This window comes from Paenibacillus sp. NMA1017 (genome assembly GCF_058895805.1).
This window is the reverse complement of the sequence record NZ_JBZXYR010000001.1, coordinates 681,143-701,867: the sequence shown is the minus strand read 5'-3', so window position 1 is coordinate 701,867 and position 20,725 is coordinate 681,143. Positions and strand designations below refer to the sequence as shown.

Genomic DNA, 20,725 nt, shown 5'->3' with positions numbered 1-20,725 from the left:
TATGTAAAAAGTGCAAAAATGTTATGTGTGCTGTTGTAAACAACTGAAGGGTATATGACTTTGTTCCAAAAGACAATGATGGGCTAAAGTAATTTTTACTAACTGTTTATCATTACATGGTTTAATTATGTATCATATGCCGAGTCCACGTTGAAAGGGTGGTTTATCTATGGAGATCATACCTACGATTAGAGCAGAAGTTCAAACCTATCTGATAAGAAAAAGCTTAACCATGACCGAGTTTGGTCACATTATTGATTTGAATGTAGGAACAGTTAGTGGCATTGTGACGGGCAACCGATCAATTTCAGTTCACCAGCTAGATCGCATCACTATGGGTATGAATTTGCCACCGGATTATTTTTATGAACGTTATATTGATGAATGTATTGAAGAAGAACCGCTCAACTGGCGAAGAATCAGCCCTTTTTTGTACCGATGCGTGGAGTTAGGACGACTTGATTGCTTGCGAAGAGTTGTAGGTATGTTGCTAGATAATCCTGTTTATCTTCCTTCACTTTTTGAAGTAGCCGAGGATTCTTTTAAAAAGGGTTATACTGAAGCAGCGGCGTTCCTTTATGAAAACGTGTCAGAAGGGGAAAAGTATCAGTATTCAGAACGATTAGCGGTTTGCCAGTATCGATTGTTTACGATTCGTATTGGAGACGATCAAGAGAAAAACTATGATGCAGCCATTCAATTTGAGCCTTACGTTGATCGGTTAGATGAGATAGATCAGTTAGAGGTGTTAAAAGACTTGGCGAATACATACCGTTCGTTACGAAAATGGGATAAAGTAGAACTATTCGCTAAAGCTCTGGAGATTAAAGCAGATATTCAATATAAGTTAGACCAAGCTCATGACGTAAAAAAAGAGAACTTGAAGAAACCTGTTTCTCCACCTTTTGCTTACTGGGCGTTTTCTCATCTGCTTCGTGCTGAAGTTTGTGAAGCACATAAAGATTATGAGAAAGCGCTTCAACATACGTACAAATATGCTGATTTAAGTTGGGTGAAGGAAACCGATGAAATCAGCTTGGAATGGAAAAAGCGGTATGAAGAGTGGTCTGAAGCCAACGCTTATGTAAATAAACTTCACGCTGGTGAAATTGGTGTTTTGGATGATTATGTAGCGTCCTTTTCTTCCAGGAGTGAAGAGATACTTCCTGGATTAGAAAATATAATTGAAGCTGCAAATCGATTTCGTTTAGATATTGATCATATTCTAAAGCAATTTGAAAAGGAAATCTTCACGTTGCTGGATAAGCCTGAGTGTATGGGGGTGTACAATCAACAATTTACTACAGAACGTGTTACTCATTTTTTAAGGGAATTGGCGATCTATCTTTTGCGTAAGGGGAGGTTTTCAGAAGGCTTCACATTTTTGTTTAGCTGTTTGGAAAAGTCTGCTGAAGCTAATAATAGAATACAAGCAGTCAGATGTATGAGGTTGTTTACACATTTTAAAGAACATGCATCTGCTCATACGAGGGCAGTCTATGGAGATCTGATTAAAGCGGTTAACGAAGAGGAAGAGTAAGCTGATTACAACTATTCTCAAAAAGGTTAGAGGGAAGGATCTGTCTAGCCTTTTTAATATATATAATATTTATAAGTGTATTGTTGAGCTAGAAAGGATTTATGGTAATCAAAATAGAAATAACCAGACGCTGATAGGGAGATAAATAACTTTAATCTCTTTGCCAGAACACAAGCTGATATCATTCAGGAACTTGGCATCACAAAATGCAGCTACATAATTACAAGAAACTCCTGGCACGGATTCCTGGGTTGCAGGGTATGGTTAGGTTAGTAAATTGAAAGCTAATAGTGCCAAGTTGATCGATGTATCTTATAACAAGGGAGCATGATACTTAAGACATAAAAATCTGTTTATTTCAGTTCAAATGTCACATGATTTAAAAGGAAATAACAGGATAGTAGTTGGATTTCCCTAAATCACCCCTTCTGATAACATTATTTCCATCAAAATTAAAGTGGGCGTGGTAGAATGGGGAGAATTTTAGTTCCACCTGACAAATTGATGGAAGTGGCTGATCAGTTCTTACACGGAAAGCATGAAATGGAACGTATGCTGAGTTTTTTGAGTGGACGAATTGATTTTGTCCAACAAGGCTGGTCTGGGGCTACCCAAGAGAGATTTTTTCAGGAATTTCAGGTTTCTCGACAATCCATGAGTGTGACGATTGAACGACTATCGACAGTAGCACAAGAACTTATTTTTATTTCAAAAAACTTTACAAAGGTGGACGGGGAAAAAGTTGTACTGGATGTGCCGTGGCTCGGAGCCCCTGTTAAGACGGCATCCACAGGTGAAGGTTGGTTACATAAAATCTTTGAACAGATTGGACAAGCTGAGATCACTAAGGCTGAGGCTCAAATGGAAGCTAGCAAACTTCAAGGAGAAATCCTTTGGGACACTGCACAGGGAGCAAAAAGTGCTATTCAGGGAAATTTAACCTTAGGGATGCTGCCTGATAAAGAACGGGATTATGATCATCCCATAGCAGCTAAAGTAGGAGAAATTCTCGGCAATGTAGCTACAACATTGCAGGGGGCTGGTGAGGTAGTAGTTGGATTGGGTGGAGAAGGATTATCAGTTGCTGTTTCATCTACAGGTGTAGGGAGTATAATCGGAGTACCTGGATTAATTGGATCGGCAGCTTTGGCGGCACATGGAGCTACAACTGCGGTTAAAAGTGCAAATGGAGTAGGAGAAAAAACAGCGGAACTATGGCAAATGGTAAAAGGGGAAGGTGCTCCTTCTTATGGGAAGAAATCGGTTCCATCAGGTCCTTACCGTGAAGTAGACGGTTACCCTGTAAAAGTAAAACATGGGGATCAGGAGAAGCATATTGTGGGGACACCCAACTACAAACAAGACTTAGCAAATGGTAAGAACAAGAGTATTCTCTATGGTGATAACAAAACCGCACAAGAATTACTTGATAGTTATTCTGGAGAAGGTGATATGTTTAAGGCCGGACGGGAAAGGATTGATTTCGGAAAACCTATTGGGAAATACTATAATAGAGATACTGGTATGTTCGAGGAAACCACAAAAGGAATTATTCATTACAGTAAAGATGGCGCACATATTGTACCAGCAGCGCCTTAAACCAAGGAGGAATATTATGGGATATGATTCTTTAATTAAAGCTATTATTTCAGTACCAAAAGAAGAATTAACTATTTATTGGGAAAGTGGATTAAAGATTATTGGTACTAGGGACACCATCTATGAAACAAACAATGGCTTAGATGAAGATGATAATGGGTTCATTGAATATGATGCTGCGGTTGTTGAAGTTAAAAAAATAGTATCTAAGCCGATTACCGATGAAGGAAGTATATATAATTGGTTACAAAAAGGAAAAAGCTCCTTTATTGAAATTTCTCTGCATGATGACCCCCCTAGCATGATCACATATTCTGACGGGTCTATTATTTGGAAAAATGAATAATTTAGATCATCCTCCTCAATTGAGTATTTTCCACTGAGTTGAGGATGATCTTTTCCTTTTAATTACTTTCATGATGTTTATAATTATAAGTTCCATCATCTACTCCTTTCCTGGGAGCTTGGTTATACTGAATAATTTTTTGTAACTAAGCATCTAGCAATAGGCGTTATTTATTCTCAATTTACTATAGTTATCCAAAAATAATTGGGAAATTGTCCCTATCTGTTGTATTATAAGGAAGTGTAAAAAGGGTTTCGAGTAGCTAAGGAGGAGCATTGTTGTCTACATTTGTGATAGTGTGTGTCATTGTTGTATTAATTGCTTTGGTATTGCTACGCCTATTTAAAGAGCCTAGAGTTCAAGAGCGATATAAAGTAACGCAGGATATTGATCCTTATAAAATTAGCATTAACGAAATAGATCGTATGGAGGATGGCAAGGACTTTGAAATGTATCTGTTCAGGTTGTTCCTGTGTTTAGGCTATGGTGATGCGTATAAAACACAAGACAGCGGAGATTTTGGAACAGATTTGGTATTTACGGATAGAGAAGGATACCGCAATGTCATTCAGGCTAAACGGTATGCAATAAGCAATCCTGTTGGTTTGAGCGCAGTTCAGGAAGTGTATAGTTCTATGCGATTTTATAGAGCTAAGAAATCTATTGTCATTACTTCAAGTAAATACACTCCTTCATGTGAAAAGTTGGCCAGTTTTAATGGAGTGAAACTGTTGGATCGCAACGATTTAATTAAAATGATTGAACTATTTCAAGCGCAGCAACATAGTAAGGTAAAAGATATAATTGAAGCGGAGCCTTATTTGAGTCTCGATTCATGGGACGATTATAGAAATAACGGTAAAGTGATTAAAAAGGATCGTAAGGCTGAAAAGCTTATCGCTTCAGAAAACTAGATACTGGAGACTCCAGTAGCAAAACGATGGTTTTCTGAAACAATATAATGTACTTAAAACTCTTATGAAGACAGAGAATTACGGGAGAACATATGATTATCAATACGAACATTGTGGCAACAGTTGCAAGTAACAACTTAAAAAAGCGTACAGGTTTTGTCAATAAAACGATGGAGAAGTTATCATCAGGACTACGTATTAATCGTGCGTCTGACGATGCGGCTGGTTTAGCAATATCAGAGAGCATGGAGCGCAGATTCGTGGATTACATCAATCTTCACGTAATGCTCAAGATGGTATTTCTCTCCTACAAACAGCAGATGGAGCCTTGGCAAGTGTTAATGATTCTTTGCATAGAATCAGGGAACTAATTATTCAGAAGGAAAATGGGACACTACAAAATAGTGATAAAGAGAATATTCTTAATGAGATGGTTGAATTGCTTGATCATATTGATGGTATAACTAGCAATACTGAGTTCAATGGAATTAATTTGTTTGATGGCTCGTTCTCTAGGAATGTTTACGCTGATGGTAATATTCCAATTACAATAAATAACATGGATTTCGGCTTTTATTTTAATAGAACGAGAAAAATATACACCTGAGAAATTACTAGGAGATGCAATCGTAGCTGCCTTTCATGCAGATGCTGGATTATATTTTGACAATGATAAAAAATATAAGAACGAACAGTTTTTTTCAACAACTCTAAATATATCTTATAACCCACTAGGTGCTGAAAACAACCAGCAGTTTATATTCTATATTGATGGAATTTATAATTACGAAATTAATTATGAGCATGATGAGGATATTAGTGGATTAGATTCAAGCTTGTCCTTGTATCAAGTAGGATGTATTGAAGATGTTTATGGTGTTGAAGAGCTGATTTTTCGATTTATATATGAATATCTCAAGCTAAATCCTACTGACTATTTTTGGATTCCTGATTACGATTGGGTCTACAGTCGGGAAGATATGCAGAAGTTCAGATCTCTGCCCTATGATCCAAACTGGTGCTATAAAAATCCTAAATCAATATAATTCACAACGATTAATGAATATCTATAAGCTTGCTCCTTTAATAATAAAATGGGAGCAAGCTTTTTTCATAATAATTTATCTGATAAAGAAGATAATTTGCATGCACCTAAGAATTAAGAGGCGGGTTTAACAGGAGAGTCTTCAATCAGGCTACTAACTTAGCGATATGGGTAAAGTATACGGAAGGTGCGTGAATGTTATGAAGTATGATACATTCTTAAAATTATGGGAAGAACAAAATAGTCTAATGAGACTATTGTTCTGTGAAAATAAAGTGTTAGACTGAAAAACAAAGCATTAGACCGTGAAAAATAAAGTTGTAGACTGGCAGCCGGCATTAGCCAACGGGCAGGATAACGCAACCATTAGATGGACTTATGGTTCTCATATGATACAATTTATCCCAGAAGTATCTTCGCGGGTTAATGAAAAGCAGCGGTGATGAACTAATAGGAGACCAACACAAAAAAGTGGTAGTTTTATGGATATGCAATAGTCTACTATAGGATCTTATTCCTCGGATCGTCTAACCGATTGTAACGGAGATTCATGAAGTGCCTGGAGAGATGGAAATAAAAGTGTTGCCTGACAATGGACATAGCGGGACTGGAAGAGCGGAAGTGAAGTGACAAAGCCCATAAGCGTAGGTCACAGCTCATAATACGAACGGAGAACTATTGCTTAACCAAGAAATTACTGGAAAGTGCGGAGGATAATTTGGATCGCAATTCGCTGGAATCGAGTGGAGATTCCCTTCGCAGACAACTGGTGGCACTACGCGCCGAATGGAACTTGGTACTAAAAGGAGGGGCAGGACACATGCAAGAAGAACAGGAAATATTCGCGGGCGACGGATATAACAGGTCGTACGCAATGGCTACGGGTATGCCGATTTTGAATCTTAGGGGTAGCATACCGCGTGAAAGTAACGGCCAACTACCGTTTCCGTGGGTGACAACGGGCATCAGGATTGATAAAGAACAGATGTTGGAAACCGTTATGAAGCAAAAGACACTCGAGTATTTGTTTAATATGCAATTCAGTAAGGAGGAAATGACCGACCGCAATTTGGTTGTAGGCTGTTATGAATACAGGAATCCGAATGACAAGGAACAAATAATGCTATATGCGCTGGTTTCGTTGAAGGAATTTCTCGCGAGATACGGCGATGAACGGGCATTGGAGATTCTGATGCGAGTTGGCTGCACATACGAGAAGATTATGGAGGAATGTGATGAAGCCATTAAAGAACACTTTGCAGTGTTGCGCCGGTCACTTCATTTAAAGAATTTGAGGGACAAATATGATGTCGTTTACGAGTGGAGTGAAGAGGAAGGGGTAAAGACGTACATAATCAGATACACCAAATCGAGTTATACGAAGATTAAAGCTAAATCAGTCGAAGAGTTGACCAAACTCTATGATGAGCAACGGAAGAAGGATGCAAAGAAGACGTTCGCGACTCTGGAACCGTTAGAAGCATTTATGCAAGCCTAAGAAAACCGCCCCCTTACGGGGCGGTTATTCAACATTTCATCGAACGAAGATTCGAGGAATATCCAGCGATAGAGTGGATTCTCGACAGTCGTATCGGAAAGTGCTGACCCGTACGCCAGATATGGTCGAATGGGGACTGATGGAAGACGTTGATCCAGTCGATTATTTCGGCAAAACCATAGAGGTAGAACGATTAGGCGATTGGAAGCCTAGCGATTCAGGGAGAATTTATCGCCTCGGTGTTTCTTACTGACGGCAAGCCGATCGGCAGCACCGAAACGGTTGTAGATATCAACGGGGATGGATGTTCTCGCTCCCCCGTGGCAAGCCGCTGCAGAGTATAAGTGACAAGTCCTTCGAGGCGTGGCAGCGCGACTGGCTGGATCGGTACGGCGGATGACAAGAACCTCATCTTGTATCAAATAAACTTTATCAAAACAGCCAGTCTTATCGCATGAAATAATTTTGCACCACTTGTTACGCTAACAGAGAACGTTAGTTCAATAAACCAGCGGCAGTCTAGGACTTTATTTTCAGATCCTTGACTGCGCTGGTTTTATATTTGGATCAGTCTAAAACTTATTATTCCAAGTCTGACGATTTAGCAATTCAGAATCAGCTTAGGATCAACAAACCCAATCTAAATCTTTATTTTCATCGGACAACTATTAGAGAGGAGGGATTTAAGAATCGGAAATTTTTTATCATGGATTTGATAAGAGGTATTTTCGGTTATTTTCATTGTGGGCTGGGACTTGCAAAAATATTGGAGGCTTATAACAGATACAGTCTAAGAGGTTTTTTAATTGGAGCTACATCTTTCCTTATCGGAGGTTTGGGGCTTTACTTCACAAGGCGCTATGAATCATCGGATAGGTTATTATAGATAGACAAACATTTTATTAAAGGAGTATACAATGTTAACACTAAAACAAGAAGAGAGCCTCAGTAAGTTTATGAGTAAGATTCTGAGACATACACCAGAACAGTTTGGTCTTGAGCTAGACCATGAGGGTTATTGTGACATTCAAGAACTGATTCAAGGAATAAGATCAGAGAATAGATGGTCTGATGTTAGCGAGTCGGATATCAAGCAAGTAGTAAGCCATTGTCCAAAACAAAGATATGAGATTGTTAATGGGTACATAAGAGCTAATTATGGGCACAGTGCAGGCAGATTGGATTATAAGGAAGCTATTCCACCAGCGATCCTCTATCACGGTACAAACACAAAGGTAATTCATAATATTTTCGCTGAAGGAATTAAGCCAATGGGCAGAAAGTATGTACATCTGTCGGAATCCCTTGAGTTTGCAATTTTAGCAGGCAAAAGACGTGGGGAACTAGTGATCCTCGAAGTAGACACTGAAGAGGCATTAGCCAATCAAGTAAAGTTTTATAAAGCCAATCATGGTGTGTGGCTTGCCGACCTTATCCCCCCACAGTACTTAAAGAAGTTTGAACAAAGCGTAAACCTAGAACATTAACGATTGATCAAGAGACTAGATGGAATGATTCGTCTAGTCTTTTTGATATAGCATGTTTTTCTATACATAAATAATCCTCCTAATATTTTGAATGTATCCACGGGTGTCCACACTTACCCGGAAATGCTGCATAAAATATCCCGGGTGAACTTAGAGGAGGTGCATGTAATAACTATGATACACATGGAACCCATACAAGTGGGTGAGCATACATTTATCGGAGTCGAAGTCAAACTGCCTAAAACAACGCTGCTGACTATCTCCAACTCCCGTGGTTACATCATGTGTGGTGCACTGGATGTTGGATTGCTCAATGAACGGCTGGCGGATCGGAAAATTCTTGCTGCACGTGCTGTAGGGGTAAAAACGCTGAAGGAATTATTGGAAGCGCCGTTGGATTCGGTGACGACAGAAGCCGAGCAGCTGGGGATTAAGCCGGGGATGCCAGGCTACGAAGCATTATTGAAACTGGTGTAATGAAGCCTATGTGCACATGTTGTATAAAAGTAGAAGAAACGAAAAAAACCGGACTTTTTGGCTCCGGTTTTTTTCTATGAAAAGTTTTATTCTATCGAGTAGAATTCTTTGAATTATATACGAACGGTATGATCTGCAAGAACAATTATTCGGCAAACAAAGCGGGGAGGTTGTCGCTAAAGGGTGCTTGGACAATCCCTTTTTCGGTAATGATGGCGGTAATGTACTCATGAGGTGTAACATCGAAAGCTGGATTGTAGACTTTGATGCCCTGCGGGGCGGTCCGTTTACCAAAGCTTTCGGTAACTTCCTCCGCTGAACGTTCCTCAATCGGAATATCTGCGCCTGTTGCGGTCTGCAAATCAATGGTAGATAGTGGTGAGGCGACATAAAAAGGAATGCCATGCGCCTTCGCTAGCACAGCTAGACTATAAGTGCCGATTTTGTTGGCCACATCTCCATTAGCAGCGACTCTATCTGTGCCGACAATAACGGCCTGTACCCATCCTTTGGACATCACCATGCCCGCCATACTGTCACAGAGCAGGGTGACATCAATGCCTGCCTGCTGAAGCTCGAAAGCGGTCAGGCGCGCACCCTGCAGCACGGGGCGGGTTTCGTCGGCAAATACTTTGAGGTGGATGCCGTTCTCCTGCGCGAGATACATCGGCGCGAGCGCTGTTCCGTATTTCGCTGTCGCCAATCCGCCTGCATTGCAGTGGGTGAGTACGCCCATCCCGTCCTCGAACAGAGGTAAAGCATGGATGCCGATCTGACGGCATACTTCTTCATCCTCTGCCTGAATGGCTATAGCTTCGCGCTCCAGCTCGGCATTCCAGTCTTCGATCTGGCCTCCGCTAGCATCAGCGATGAGTTCGCCGGCCCGCTTTTTCATGCGGTCCAAGGCCCAGAACAGGTTCACTGCCGTCGGGCGTGAAGTAGCCAAATGTCCGCACACGTCGTGTACATGCTGCAGCCACCCAGCATCGTCAGAGCCGTCGTAGGCGGTAGCTCCTAGCACAACGCCGTAGGCCGCAGCCATTCCGATGGCGGGCGCACCACGTACCTTCATGGCATGTATGCCATCCCAAACTTCATCGGCCGTGAATAAATCCAGCATGACAATCGTTTCGGGGAGCAGACGCTGATCCAGCATGGACAAATGGTTGCCTTTCCACACCAGCGAAGATAGAGCCTGCCTGGACACTGCAGCTTTCCCGGAGGTTACGGGCGCCGATTCTTTCTTTTCACTCATATTCATTAAGCTCCTTTAGTTTGGGCAGCTGTTGCTGTCCGAACAATGTCTCCCAGTTCCCGAATCGAATGAAGCTCGCGATTGCGAAGAACCAAGGATTTACCGATAGATAACGCCAGACGTTCCGCAGCTTCCTTGATAGCAGGATCGGCAATGGTGTCGATATCTGCTACATGCGACAGGCTGATGATACGGCGAATCACTTTGCACCCTGCAAAACCAATCGTATCTTGCAGTACTTTCTGGAGATACAAGTCCTGATATCCTGCTGTACGTGCCATATGATCGGTGACATGCTCGTCCCATAGTTTGCGGAACCTACGCTCAAACTGCTCCCATACCTGAATGGCGGTCTCCAGAACCCAATCACGTCTTTCATTTAATGCCTTCTCGCCAGAGGTCCATCCGGGTTGTGCTGCGTAGTTCAACAGCAGATTGGCGATCACCGCTCCGATATCAAAGCCCATGGGTCCGTAGTAGGCAAATTCAGGATCAATGACTTTAGTCGATTCGGTCGTTACAAAAATGCTACCAGTATGAAGATCACCGTGCAGAAGCGCTTCGGTTCGTGTCAAAAACTTTTCTCGCAGCAAAGCCACTTCCAGGTGAAGCATTTGATCTGTACGGAGTGCCTCTGCTTCATCTTCGATGTACGCACCATAGTTGTTATTATCTGAGAACCGATATGGTTCATCCAGAATCAGATCCTCAGTTATTTTGCAGAGATCCGGGTTAATAAAGCGTTTGACCAGGTCTTTTTTATCCTGCTGATTCATGCCCAAATCTGAGGTGAAGAAGAGCGTACGTGCCAGAAACTCCCCAATATGATTAGCGAAATATGGATATGTGTTTCCTTCTATTAGTCCCTTGCGCATGATGGTGTGTGAGCTAAGATCCTCCATCACAGTCAACGCAAGCTCAGCGTCATACGCCAGTACTGCAGGAACCAATTCGGGGCAAATGTGGTGTTCCTGCTGAAGTGCCTCGCGTTCAATACGGGCACGATCCAGTGAAAGCGGCCAGGATTCACCCACAATTTTTACATAGGGGAGTGCCTGCTTGGCAATGATACTCTTGTCAGATTCAGAATCCGTAATATGAAAAACCAGATTTAAGTTACCATCACCGATTTCCCGGCATTCCAGACGGGCTTCCTGACTAAAAAATCCGGGGATGTTCTTCACGAATTCGATTGCTTCTTCAGTCGTTAAAGGATGATATTGGGACAACGAAGTCACCTCCATAAATTGTGCGCATGTAAACAGTTTGAAAATATCACAATATTAAACCAAGTATTTTGATAGGATAGAGAAAGTATAACGAAAATCATTGAAGTTTTGTACACTTTTTTTATGAAGGATTAAAAGAGAGGAGGAGAACTCTTCTTTTTGTTTCGTATCTGTATTGAGAGGGTAAATATGAAGCAGACGTCCGGCAGGTGATATTAGGATGCCCGCTGGCGTCTTACCGTCAGTAATGACGGTGATGGATACGTAAACGTTCCTGAAAGTCAATTTGATGGAAAAGGAAGGGATTTATGATGGCTAAAACAACAAGTAACTCGAAAAATACGCAAACCAAATCGGTGGAGGAACTTTTAAACCGTCAAGTCGCTAACCTCAATGTGTTATATGTAAAAATTCATAACTATCACTGGTACGTGAAAGGCTCCAGTTTCTACACACTCCATGTTAAATTTGAAGAGTTATACAATGAAGTGACATTGAAAATGGATGAGATCGCCGAGCGCTTGCTCGCGTTGAAAGGTTCTCCTTCCGCAACGTTGAAGGAATACCTGGAGCTGTCGTCGATCCAGGAAGCAACCGGCAACGAAGATGCTCCCAAGATGGTACAAACCTTGATCGAGGATTTTGCAACGGTATGCGAGGAGTTTCAGGAAGGTATCGAACTGGCGGAAAGCAATTCCGACCAGCCAACTGCAGATTTGCTGATCGGTTATAAAGCGGATCTGGAAAAACATATGTGGATGCTTCGCTCTTATTTGGGCTAATTGGCAGAATTTCGATTCATCACTTATGCCTAGTTCGGTGAATTTAATTCCACTCCATAGTGATGGGGTTACGCTCTGAAATAAACCCTCTACATGTAAAACGCTACTGACATCATGCTGTCAGTAGCGTTTTTATGGCTGGAAAGAGATCATGCATCCCATGTTTTTTGTACAAATTTATAATTATATAAACATTCGCAGGATGTATTTTGCCATTTGTGTGCTTGGTAGGGTGAACATTTTATGAAGAAAGTTGGATAACGTGTGTCTGTTGGTTGCACCCTTCAAGATATTTATTATAAAATAACTTGAGAATCATTGAGAATCAGTTTAGAATGATTATAAATAAATTTTTAAATATTACTTGAAATCAGGGGGCTCCCCTGTTTAAATATACTTTCTGATTTCGACACCACACTACATTTTTTGGAGGGTATTGCGAATATGGCTACAAACTTTAAGATTGAAGGTCTCAAAGCGACCATTGAAGGCAAGGAAATTTTGAAAGGTATTAACCTCGAAATGAAGGGCGGAGAAATCCATGCCATCATGGGTCCTAACGGTACGGGTAAAAGTACACTCGCGTCTGCTTTGATGGGTCATCCTAAATATGAAGTCACAGATGGCAATGTAACTTTGGATGGAGAAGACGTGCTGGATATGGAAGTGGATGAGCGTGCACGTGCAGGATTGTTCTTGGCGATGCAGTACCCGAGTGAAATTGCAGGGGTAACGAACTCCGACTTTTTGCGTAGTGCAATCAACGCGCGCCGTGAAGAAGGACAAGAAATCTCCTTGATTAAGTTTATCCGTCAAATGGAAAGCAAAATGAAAGAGCTTGAAATGAACCCTGAGTTTGCTCACCGTTACCTGAACGAAGGCTTCTCTGGTGGTGAGAAAAAACGGAATGAAATTTTGCAAATGATGATGATTGATCCGAAAATTGTCATTCTTGATGAAATCGACTCCGGTTTGGATATCGATGCTTTGAGAATCGTGGCTAGCGGTGTTAACGCTATGCGTTCCGAAGAGCGTGGTTTCCTTATCATTACTCACTATCAACGTCTGTTAAACTACGTTAAACCAGATTATGTTCATGTGATGATGCAAGGACGTATCGTTAAATCCGGGGGTCCTGAGCTTGCTGAGCGTCTGGAAGCAGACGGTTACGACTGGATCAAGGAAGAACTGGGTATCGTTGATGAAACTGTAGGACAAGAGGCGTAAGCCGGAAGCGAGGAGGAAAACTAATGACTACACAAACAATCCTTCCGGTAGATTCCGAGCAACTGCGTGTTCTGTCCGAACGTAACGGCGAACCATCTTGGCTGGCCGAAGACAGACAAAAAGCACTTGAGCTTGCAGGCAAACTGGAGCTTCCGGTATTTGAAAAAACAAAAATCGAACGTTGGAAATTAAATGATTACGGTCAACATAAACAGAGCGAGGTCATTACATCGGTAGGGCAGGTTCCTGCAGCGATTGCTGATCTGGTCAAAGAGCAACAGGAGGGCGGTCTGATTATTCAGCGCAACTCCGGCGCGGTATATGTGAAGCTGAGCGAGGAATTGGCGGCGCAAGGCGTCATTTTCACGGATTTGCAAACAGCGGTTAAAGAGCATGCTGATTTGGTTAAAGCTCATCTGAACACAGTTATTAAGGCAGAAGAAAATTCATTATCTGCATTGCACGCGGCACTCTGGAACGGTGGAGTATTTGCTTATGTGCCTAAAAATATAGAACTGAACGTTCCGCTTCAAGCTGTATTCCTGACAGACGATGCGACTGCAACGTTTGCACCGCATGTGCTTCTTATTGTCGAAAGCCACAGTTCCGTGACGTACGTAGACAACTATGTATCTGCGGATTTGGCGGCACCTGTTCTTCATAACGGTGCGGTAGAAGTTGTTGCAAATGCAGGAGCTAAAGTACGTTATGCGACAGTCCATCAGTTTGGAGAGCAAGTAACGGATATTTCGATTCGTCGTGCCACGTTGGGAAATGACGCAGCTATCGAATGGATTGTGGGCGAAATGAACAACGGCAATACAGCAAGCAATACCATGTCCGTGCTTAAAGGCAATGGCTCCAATTCGGATGCCAAGATCATTGCTGTAGGTTCCGGCTCACAAAAGCTGAACTATACGACACAAGCACAGCATTTTGGCAAAAATTCCGCCAGTCAGATGATTACGCGCGCAGTGATGCGTGAAGAAGCGTCTTCCATCATTAACGGAATTACAAAAATTGAAAAAGGTGCTACCAAATCAGATGGTCAGCAAACAGAACGTGTTCTGATGCTCAGCCCGAAAGCGCGTGGTGACGCTAACCCAATCCTGCTGATTGATGAAGATGATGTAACAGCAGGTCACGCAGCATCGGTTGGTCAGGTTAACCGTGAACAAGTGTATTACTTGATGTCCCGAGGAATTAGCCGTGCAGAAGCTGAACGTCTGATTATTTATGGTTTCTTGGCACCTGTCGTATCTGAGATTCCGCTCGAAGGACTTCAACATCAGCTGCAAAGCCTTGTTGAAAGGAAGTTGGGCCAATGAATACTGCATTGATCCGTGAACAATTCCCGATTTTACATCAGGAGATTAACGGTCATCCGCTAGTTTATTTGGATAATGCGGCCACTTCGCAAAAACCGCTGGCGGTCATCGAGGCGATCAAGCACTACTACGAATATGATAATTCAAATGTTCACCGTGGTGTGCATACCTTGGGGAGCCGCGCGACGGATGCTTATGAAGGTGCGCGGGAGAAGGTAGCCCGCTTTCTGAATGCCAAGCGCAGTCAGGAAATTATTTTTACACGCGGAACAACAACGGCGCTGAATCTGGTGGCTTCTTCTTATGGTAGAGCTAACTGTAAGGAGGGTGATGAAATTGTCATCACACAAATGGAGCATCACAGTAATCTGATTCCGTGGCAACAGGTAGCCAAAGCCACAGGCGCAACTTTAAAATATATTCCACTTCAAGAGGATGGTAGCGTTGATCTTGCTGATGTGGAGAATACCATTACAGAAAACACGAAAATTGTAGCGATTGCGCATGTCTCCAATGTGCTTGGTGTTGTGAACCCTGTTAAAGAGATTGCAGCTATTGCGCATCGCAAAGGCGCAGTCATCGTTATAGACGGTGCACAAAGCACACCACATATGAGAGTAGACGTGCAAGACATCGATGCTGACTTTTATGCCTTTTCGGGTCACAAAATGTGTGCTCCTACTGGGATTGGGGCACTGTATGGCAAGAAGGCGCTACTGGAAAACATGGAGCCCATTGAGTTTGGCGGTGAAATGATCGACGATGTGGGATTATATGAATCCACATGGAAGGAACTTCCTTGGAAATTCGAAGGTGGAACCCCGATTATAGCTGGAGCTGTTGGTTTGGGAGCTGCTATTGATTTTCTGGAAAGCATCGGACTGGATGCTATTGCACAGCATGAGAGCCGTCTATCGAACTATGCACTCAAACGTCTCCGTGAAGTGGAGGGGTTGACGATTTACGGACCTGCTGAACGTCATGTCGGGCTCGTAACCTTTAACCTGGATGATGTGCATCCGCATGATGTAGCTACTGTACTGGATAGCAAAGGGGTAGCTATACGTGCGGGGCATCATTGCTGCCAGCCGTTAATGCGCTGGCTGAAAGCCAGTGCAACTGCACGTGCTAGCTTTTATCTCTATAACACGGAAGAAGAAGTCGACGCTCTGGTCAGCGCCTTAATCCAAACAAAGGAGTATTTTGGCGATGCAACTTGATGACTTGTACCGACGCGTGATTATGGATCATTATAAAAATCCGCGCAATCGCGGACGTTTTGAGGATGATGCCGTTACGGTGGATTTGAATAATCCTACGTGTGGTGACCGAATTTCCCTTCAACTCAAAACGAAAGACGGCGTGGTCGAAGATGCCCGTTTTACGGGTGAAGGCTGCTCAATTAGTATGTCCTCGGCTTCGATGATGACTGAAGCGGTCAAAGGAAAAACGATTGATCAGGCACTGGATATGGCGAGCCGCTTCTCTTCTTTAATGAAGGGAGAAGCCGTTGAATTCGATGATTATGAAGAATTGGAAGCTTTGTCAGGCGTGAATAAGTTCCCGGCCCGCATTAAATGTGCGACACTGGCTTGGAACGCACTGCGCAAAGGGATTGATGAAGATAAATAATTTAAATAGAACAGAGGAGGTTTGAGAAACATGGCCAAGAAAGCACCGGAAATGGAAGAGTATAAATATGGCTTTCGTGACGAGCACAAGTCCATTTTCCAAACAGGTAAGGGTCTCACTCCGGAAATTGTAAAGGAAATCTCCAAAATTAAGGATGAGCCAGAATGGATGCTGGAGTTCCGTCTGAAGGCACTGAAGCAGTTTGAAAAAATGCCAATGCCAAACTGGGGCGGAGATATGGGTGAACTGGATTTCAACGATATCCAGTACTATGTAAGACCTTCCGAGAAACAAGGGAAGACATGGGAAGAAGTTCCGACAGAAATTAAAGAAACCTTTGATAAACTGGGTATTCCTGAGGCGGAGCAGAAGTTTTTGGCTGGTGTATCCGCACAGTATGAATCCGAGGTTGTCTACCACAGTATGCAAAAGGAACTGGAAGATCAGGGCGTTATTTTCATGGATACCGATACGGCGTTGCGTGAGCATCCTGAGATTCTGAAAGAGTATTTTGCAACAGTTGTACCTCCTGCAGACAATAAGTTTGCAGCACTGAACAGTGCGGTATGGTCAGGCGGGAGCTTCATCTATGTACCAAAAGGTGTGAAATGTGAAGTTCCATTGCAGGCTTATTTCCGTATCAACTCGGAAAACATGGGTCAATTTGAGCGTACGCTCATTATTGCCGACGAAGACAGCTTTGTGCATTATGTAGAGGGCTGTACGGCTCCAATTTACAGCACGAACTCGCTGCATAGTGCCGTGGTCGAAATTATTTGTAAGAAGAATGCACGCGTTCGTTATACAACGATCCAGAACTGGGCACCAAACATCTATAACCTGGTAACCAAACGTGCGGTTGCAGAAGAAAATGCAACGATGGAATGGGTCGATGGTAACATCGGTTCCAAGTTGACGATGAAGTATCCAGCCGTTGTATTGAAAGGCCGTGGAGCGAAAGGGATGGTGTTGTCCATCGCTGTTGCAGGCAAAGGCCAGCATCAGGATGCAGGTGCGAAAATGATCCACTTGGCACCGGACACCACGTCCACAATTGTATCCAAGTCGATCAGTAAGCACGGCGGTAAAGTAACGTATCGCGGATTAGCTTCATTCGGTCGTCAGGCTCAAGGTGCAAAATCGAATATCAAGTGTGATACGTTGATTTTGGATAATCAATCAACTTCAGATACTATTCCTTATAATGAAATCATGAATGACGACATCACGCTTGAGCATGAAGCAACGGTTTCCAAGGTATCGGAAGATCAGCTGTTCTATCTGATGAGCCGTGGTTTGACTGAAGCAGAGGCAACACAAATGATCGTTATGGGCTTTATTGAGCCGTTCACAAAAGAACTGCCGATGGAATATGCGGTAGAAATGAACCGTTTGATCAAGTTCGAGATGGAAGGCAGTATTGGTTAAAACGCCGTAACCCTTGGTCAGACAAGGTTCTTGAGGTAATCTAAAGCTGTTAAATTGGAGTCATGCCGATTTTGTGCCGACTCGGATTTCCTGCTAGCATAGGAGACGAACTTTTTAAGTTCGTCTCCTTTTATTTTTTCTGTGATGCCTAAGCCCATAAGCCTTCTTTCTACTACATAAAAAAATTTATTCTTAAGACCGCAGATAGTTGCCTAGCACTTATGTATGTTTGCTTAATAGGATGTTGTGAGTGACATAAACATAAGGAGGCATACCAACAGATGCAGAAGAATAAAATTGGAGTGGAGAAGAGAACCCTCTCTTCTAAACAGACACAGAGGCATGTACATGAATTTGAAGGTAGTACCAAACTGGCTGAAGAAGGCGCAGACCGACATAACCACCGCTTTGCAGGTGTTACTGGGCAAGCAATTCGAGTTGGAAGAAGTCATGTCCATGAAATCGATCTTACAAAAACTGATTTCGTGAACCACTTTCATAATCTCAAAAAAATTAGAACAGGACCAGCTATTCCAGTCGGAAATGGAAAACACGTACATTTTGTTACGGGCCAAACTACATTAAATGATGGTCATGTACACCAGTTTAATTTTGCAACATTGATTCAGGCACCTCTTATTTAATGAACGGTGGTTTGACCGAAGCTGAGGTAACACAAATGTTTGTTATAGACATCTGCTCATACAGAATGAGAGCATCGACTTCGATTTTTCAGTGATGTGTAAATTACTCGAAATAAATCAAAAAGCTCTGCTAACCATAATTGGTCGGCAGGGCTTTTAGTCTTACATTAATTCTGTACTTCATGATTTATGACCGGCTATGATTTTATGCCTTATGATAAGCCGTTTTATTCGAATTTTAAGTATATATTTTTTGTTTCATTTTTATGGCAGTATCACCAATAAGCAATCTTTAATGTTGGGACAGCTCGTCTGCTACTTGTTTATTTATCAGAAGTTTTATGGTCTAAGTCATGATGTAATTCGGTTGCTGGTATTTTGGCACTATAGATTTGTCCTTTAGCAACAGGCTTAGAAATGTATACATAGCTCCCGCTTCCATCCGGCGCACTCCCTGTTGCCCATAAACCTTCACTAGATTCTTCGCCATCAGACAAATTCCAAAACTCATAAGCTTCAGGCTGAGACTCTTGCTCTGCTTCAGGAGGAAAAGAAGCTGGGACCACAACACCATTTTTTTCTTCTAATTCTTGGATTGCCGCCATCCATTGATACTGGTGATAGCGGTCACGTGCTAGCATTTTCCGTAGTGTAGCTCTGACGCTTTCATCTTGTGTCATATGATATAGCCTTGCTACCTGCAATCGACCCTGACTCTCTGCGTGCAAATTGGACCGCATATCCGCCAAAAGATTACCACTAGCTACAATGTAAGAGCCGTTCCATGGAACTCCATTTGAATTAGTAGGCAATCCGCCTAGACCGCTGACCAGCAAGTGCTGCGGGTTAATTCCCCCCATTATGGCAGCTGTGACAGGGTCTTTTGCAGCTTGTTCTTGATCTTCTGGTTTAGCCCCATCAAGTAGTTGACTAATTAAAGCACACAGCATCTCCACATGCCCTACTTCTTCAGTTCCGATATCCATTAGCATATCTTTATATTTTTCATCACCGCGACAGTTAAATCCTTGAAATAAATATTGCATCATCACGGTCATTTCTCCAAATTGTCCTCCCAAAACTTCTTGTACCTGCCGGGCAAAAAGAGGATCAGGACGCTCTACTTTCACTTCAAACTGCAACTCTTTTTGATGTCTAAACATATATACTCCTCCTATAGCTAAAGCAGCTTAGTGAATTCTAACTGTATTTAACCTCTTCAAGATGTAATAAAACGAGGAGCAGCATAACAACAATCTGATAGGGGTCTTTATATTTAACTTTCTGTTTGTTTGGTTTGTATAAAAATTATTTAAGAGGGAAGCCTATGTTTCACTTTAAAATAAAGAGTCTAAGGAGGGTATTTGAATTGTATTTTTATAAAGAAGATTTAATTAACTTAATAGTACCTGATAAGCCTGACCCTGCTGCTGCTAAAGTGATTCAAGAAGTATTAGGTGGTCGATTCGGAGAAATGCGTACTATGATGCAGTTTTTCTTTCAAAGCAATAATTTTCGTGGTAATGCTGTGCAGTATAGGGATTTGATACGAGGAGTTTTTCTAGAGGAGCTTAGTCATGTTGAACTGGTCCAACATACTATAAATCAGCTTCTTACTGGCTCAGGTGCAGACCAAGCCGGTGATGCGGGAATAGATCATGCACCTTTAGATGAGGCGATAAAACACGCAAATCCTCATCATTTTATTATGGGAGCTCAAAGTTCTTTACCTGTTGATGCAAGTGGAAATCCTTGGCTAGGTAGTTATGTTTATTCCCACGGCAACCTGATTAGTGATTTGCTTGATAATCTCGTACTCGAATCTACAGGGGTTCTGCAAAAATCCCGAATTTACGAAATGAGCTCGAACAAAACATTCCGGGAAACGTTGGCTTTTTTGATTGTGCGGGATAATGCTCATCAAAACGCATTTGCCAAAGCGTTAGAGACACTTGGAGTGGATTGGGGAAAATTGTTCCCGGTTCCAAACTACGATATTAACAAGTATCCAGAATGCCAGAAGTATGTTGAAATGGGCTTTCACAATGCGCAGTTTAATTTCCGATTGGATTCTACCCGTATTGGAGAAATATTCAATGGGCAAACTCCAAGCAGAAACGGTGGGGATTTGAGTGTAATGGATCCTCCAGAAGGTTTTCCTCTTCCGTATATGCCTGAATTGCCTAATGAACATAGCCCAGGTCTACATGACCTTAACACTTAGGATTAAACAAATAAATAAGGATAGTAACGTTAATATCCGTAACATAAAAAGAGGCTGTCCTTCGTAGAAG

The 20,725-nt window shown here is 42.3% G+C and carries 19 protein-coding genes and 1 pseudogene; 17 read left to right on the top strand and 3 right to left on the bottom strand.

Features of this window, described 5'->3' with window-relative positions:
* The first annotated feature begins 169 nt into the window (after positions 1-169).
* The 9 genes and pseudogenes from AC5ELV_RS03335 (at position 170) to AC5ELV_RS03295 (ending at position 8,906) form a co-directional block, all read left to right on the top strand.
* A complete protein-coding gene (locus tag AC5ELV_RS03335) occupies positions 170-1,540 on the top strand; it encodes a transcriptional regulator (RefSeq protein ID WP_493429112.1) in 1,371 nt (456 codons plus the stop codon).
* 471 nt (positions 1,541-2,011) lie between these two features.
* On the top strand, positions 2,012-3,139 hold the full coding sequence (locus AC5ELV_RS03330; RefSeq protein ID WP_493429111.1) for a polymorphic toxin type 50 domain-containing protein: 1,128 nt from the start codon (positions 2,012-2,014) through the stop codon (positions 3,137-3,139).
* 16 nt (positions 3,140-3,155) lie between these two features.
* The gene (locus tag AC5ELV_RS03325; protein ID WP_493429110.1) at positions 3,156-3,485 is read left to right on the top strand and encodes a hypothetical protein; all 330 of its coding nucleotides are present in this window, start codon (positions 3,156-3,158) and stop codon (positions 3,483-3,485) included.
* 278 nt (positions 3,486-3,763) lie between these two features.
* Positions 3,764-4,399, top strand: coding sequence for a restriction endonuclease (locus tag AC5ELV_RS03320; protein WP_493429109.1), 636 nt, complete (start codon positions 3,764-3,766; stop codon positions 4,397-4,399).
* A 92-nt stretch (positions 4,400-4,491) separates the two neighbouring features.
* A pseudogene (locus AC5ELV_RS03315) lies at positions 4,492-5,006 on the top strand (flagellin).
* Positions 5,007-6,162: 1,156 nt separating this feature from the next.
* Complete coding sequence (locus AC5ELV_RS03310) at positions 6,163-6,942, top strand: hypothetical protein (protein WP_342428516.1); 780 nt, start codon at positions 6,163-6,165, stop codon at positions 6,940-6,942.
* 73 nt (positions 6,943-7,015) lie between these two features.
* The gene (locus AC5ELV_RS03305) at positions 7,016-7,195 is read left to right on the top strand and encodes a hypothetical protein (protein WP_493429108.1); all 180 of its coding nucleotides are present in this window, start codon (positions 7,016-7,018) and stop codon (positions 7,193-7,195) included.
* 664 nt (positions 7,196-7,859) lie between these two features.
* Positions 7,860-8,429: an RNA 2'-phosphotransferase gene (locus AC5ELV_RS03300; protein ID WP_493429107.1), complete on the top strand. Its 570-nt coding sequence runs from the start codon at positions 7,860-7,862 to the stop codon at positions 8,427-8,429.
* A 174-nt stretch (positions 8,430-8,603) separates the two neighbouring features.
* Positions 8,604-8,906 carry a YunC family protein gene (locus AC5ELV_RS03295; RefSeq protein WP_493429106.1) on the top strand — a complete coding sequence of 101 codons (303 nt, stop codon included), beginning with the start codon at positions 8,604-8,606 and terminating at the stop codon, positions 8,904-8,906.
* A gap of 145 nt (positions 8,907-9,051) precedes the next feature.
* Here the strand turns inward: AC5ELV_RS03295 and mtnA are convergent, their stop codons facing one another.
* Complete coding sequence (mtnA, locus tag AC5ELV_RS03290) at positions 9,052-10,161, bottom strand: S-methyl-5-thioribose-1-phosphate isomerase (RefSeq protein WP_493429105.1); 1,110 nt, start codon at positions 10,159-10,161, stop codon at positions 9,052-9,054.
* 5 nt (positions 10,162-10,166) lie between these two features.
* Positions 10,167-11,390 carry an S-methyl-5-thioribose kinase gene (gene mtnK / locus AC5ELV_RS03285; protein WP_493429104.1) on the bottom strand — a complete coding sequence of 408 codons (1,224 nt, stop codon included), beginning with the start codon at positions 11,388-11,390 and terminating at the stop codon, positions 10,167-10,169.
* A gap of 311 nt (positions 11,391-11,701) precedes the next feature.
* Between mtnK and AC5ELV_RS03280 the strand changes: the two genes are divergently transcribed.
* The 7 genes from AC5ELV_RS03280 (at position 11,702) to AC5ELV_RS03250 (ending at position 18,431) form a co-directional block, all read left to right on the top strand.
* Positions 11,702-12,172, top strand: a complete 471-nt coding sequence (locus tag AC5ELV_RS03280) for a Dps family protein (RefSeq protein WP_013309551.1) — start codon at positions 11,702-11,704, stop codon at positions 12,170-12,172.
* Positions 12,173-12,616: 444 nt separating this feature from the next.
* Positions 12,617-13,399: a Fe-S cluster assembly ATPase SufC gene (gene sufC, locus AC5ELV_RS03275; protein WP_493429103.1), complete on the top strand. Its 783-nt coding sequence runs from the start codon at positions 12,617-12,619 to the stop codon at positions 13,397-13,399.
* A gap of 23 nt (positions 13,400-13,422) precedes the next feature.
* Positions 13,423-14,727 carry a Fe-S cluster assembly protein SufD gene (sufD, locus tag AC5ELV_RS03270; RefSeq protein WP_493429102.1) on the top strand — a complete coding sequence of 435 codons (1,305 nt, stop codon included), beginning with the start codon at positions 13,423-13,425 and terminating at the stop codon, positions 14,725-14,727.
* A complete protein-coding gene (locus tag AC5ELV_RS03265) occupies positions 14,724-15,947 on the top strand; it encodes a cysteine desulfurase (RefSeq protein WP_493429101.1) in 1,224 nt (407 codons plus the stop codon). The genes sufD and AC5ELV_RS03265 overlap by 4 nt, the downstream gene beginning before the upstream one ends.
* Positions 15,937-16,359, top strand: coding sequence for a Fe-S cluster assembly sulfur transfer protein SufU (gene sufU / locus AC5ELV_RS03260; RefSeq protein ID WP_013309555.1), 423 nt, complete (start codon positions 15,937-15,939; stop codon positions 16,357-16,359). The genes AC5ELV_RS03265 and sufU overlap by 11 nt, the downstream gene beginning before the upstream one ends.
* 30 nt (positions 16,360-16,389) lie before the next feature.
* On the top strand, positions 16,390-17,787 hold the full coding sequence (sufB, locus tag AC5ELV_RS03255) for a Fe-S cluster assembly protein SufB (RefSeq protein WP_493429100.1): 1,398 nt from the start codon (positions 16,390-16,392) through the stop codon (positions 17,785-17,787).
* Between the two features lie 281 nt (positions 17,788-18,068).
* Complete coding sequence (locus AC5ELV_RS03250; RefSeq protein ID WP_493429099.1) at positions 18,069-18,431, top strand: YmaF family protein; 363 nt, start codon at positions 18,069-18,071, stop codon at positions 18,429-18,431.
* A gap of 323 nt (positions 18,432-18,754) precedes the next feature.
* Here AC5ELV_RS03250 and AC5ELV_RS03245 read toward each other — a convergent pair whose 3' ends face one another.
* Positions 18,755-19,594, bottom strand: a complete 840-nt coding sequence (locus tag AC5ELV_RS03245) for a manganese catalase (protein WP_493429098.1) — start codon at positions 19,592-19,594, stop codon at positions 18,755-18,757.
* 206 nt (positions 19,595-19,800) lie between these two features.
* Here AC5ELV_RS03245 and AC5ELV_RS03240 point away from each other — a divergent pair, with 206 nt between their 5' ends.
* Positions 19,801-20,655: a manganese catalase family protein gene (locus AC5ELV_RS03240; protein ID WP_493429097.1), complete on the top strand. Its 855-nt coding sequence runs from the start codon at positions 19,801-19,803 to the stop codon at positions 20,653-20,655.
* The last annotated feature ends 70 nt before the right edge of the window (positions 20,656-20,725 follow it).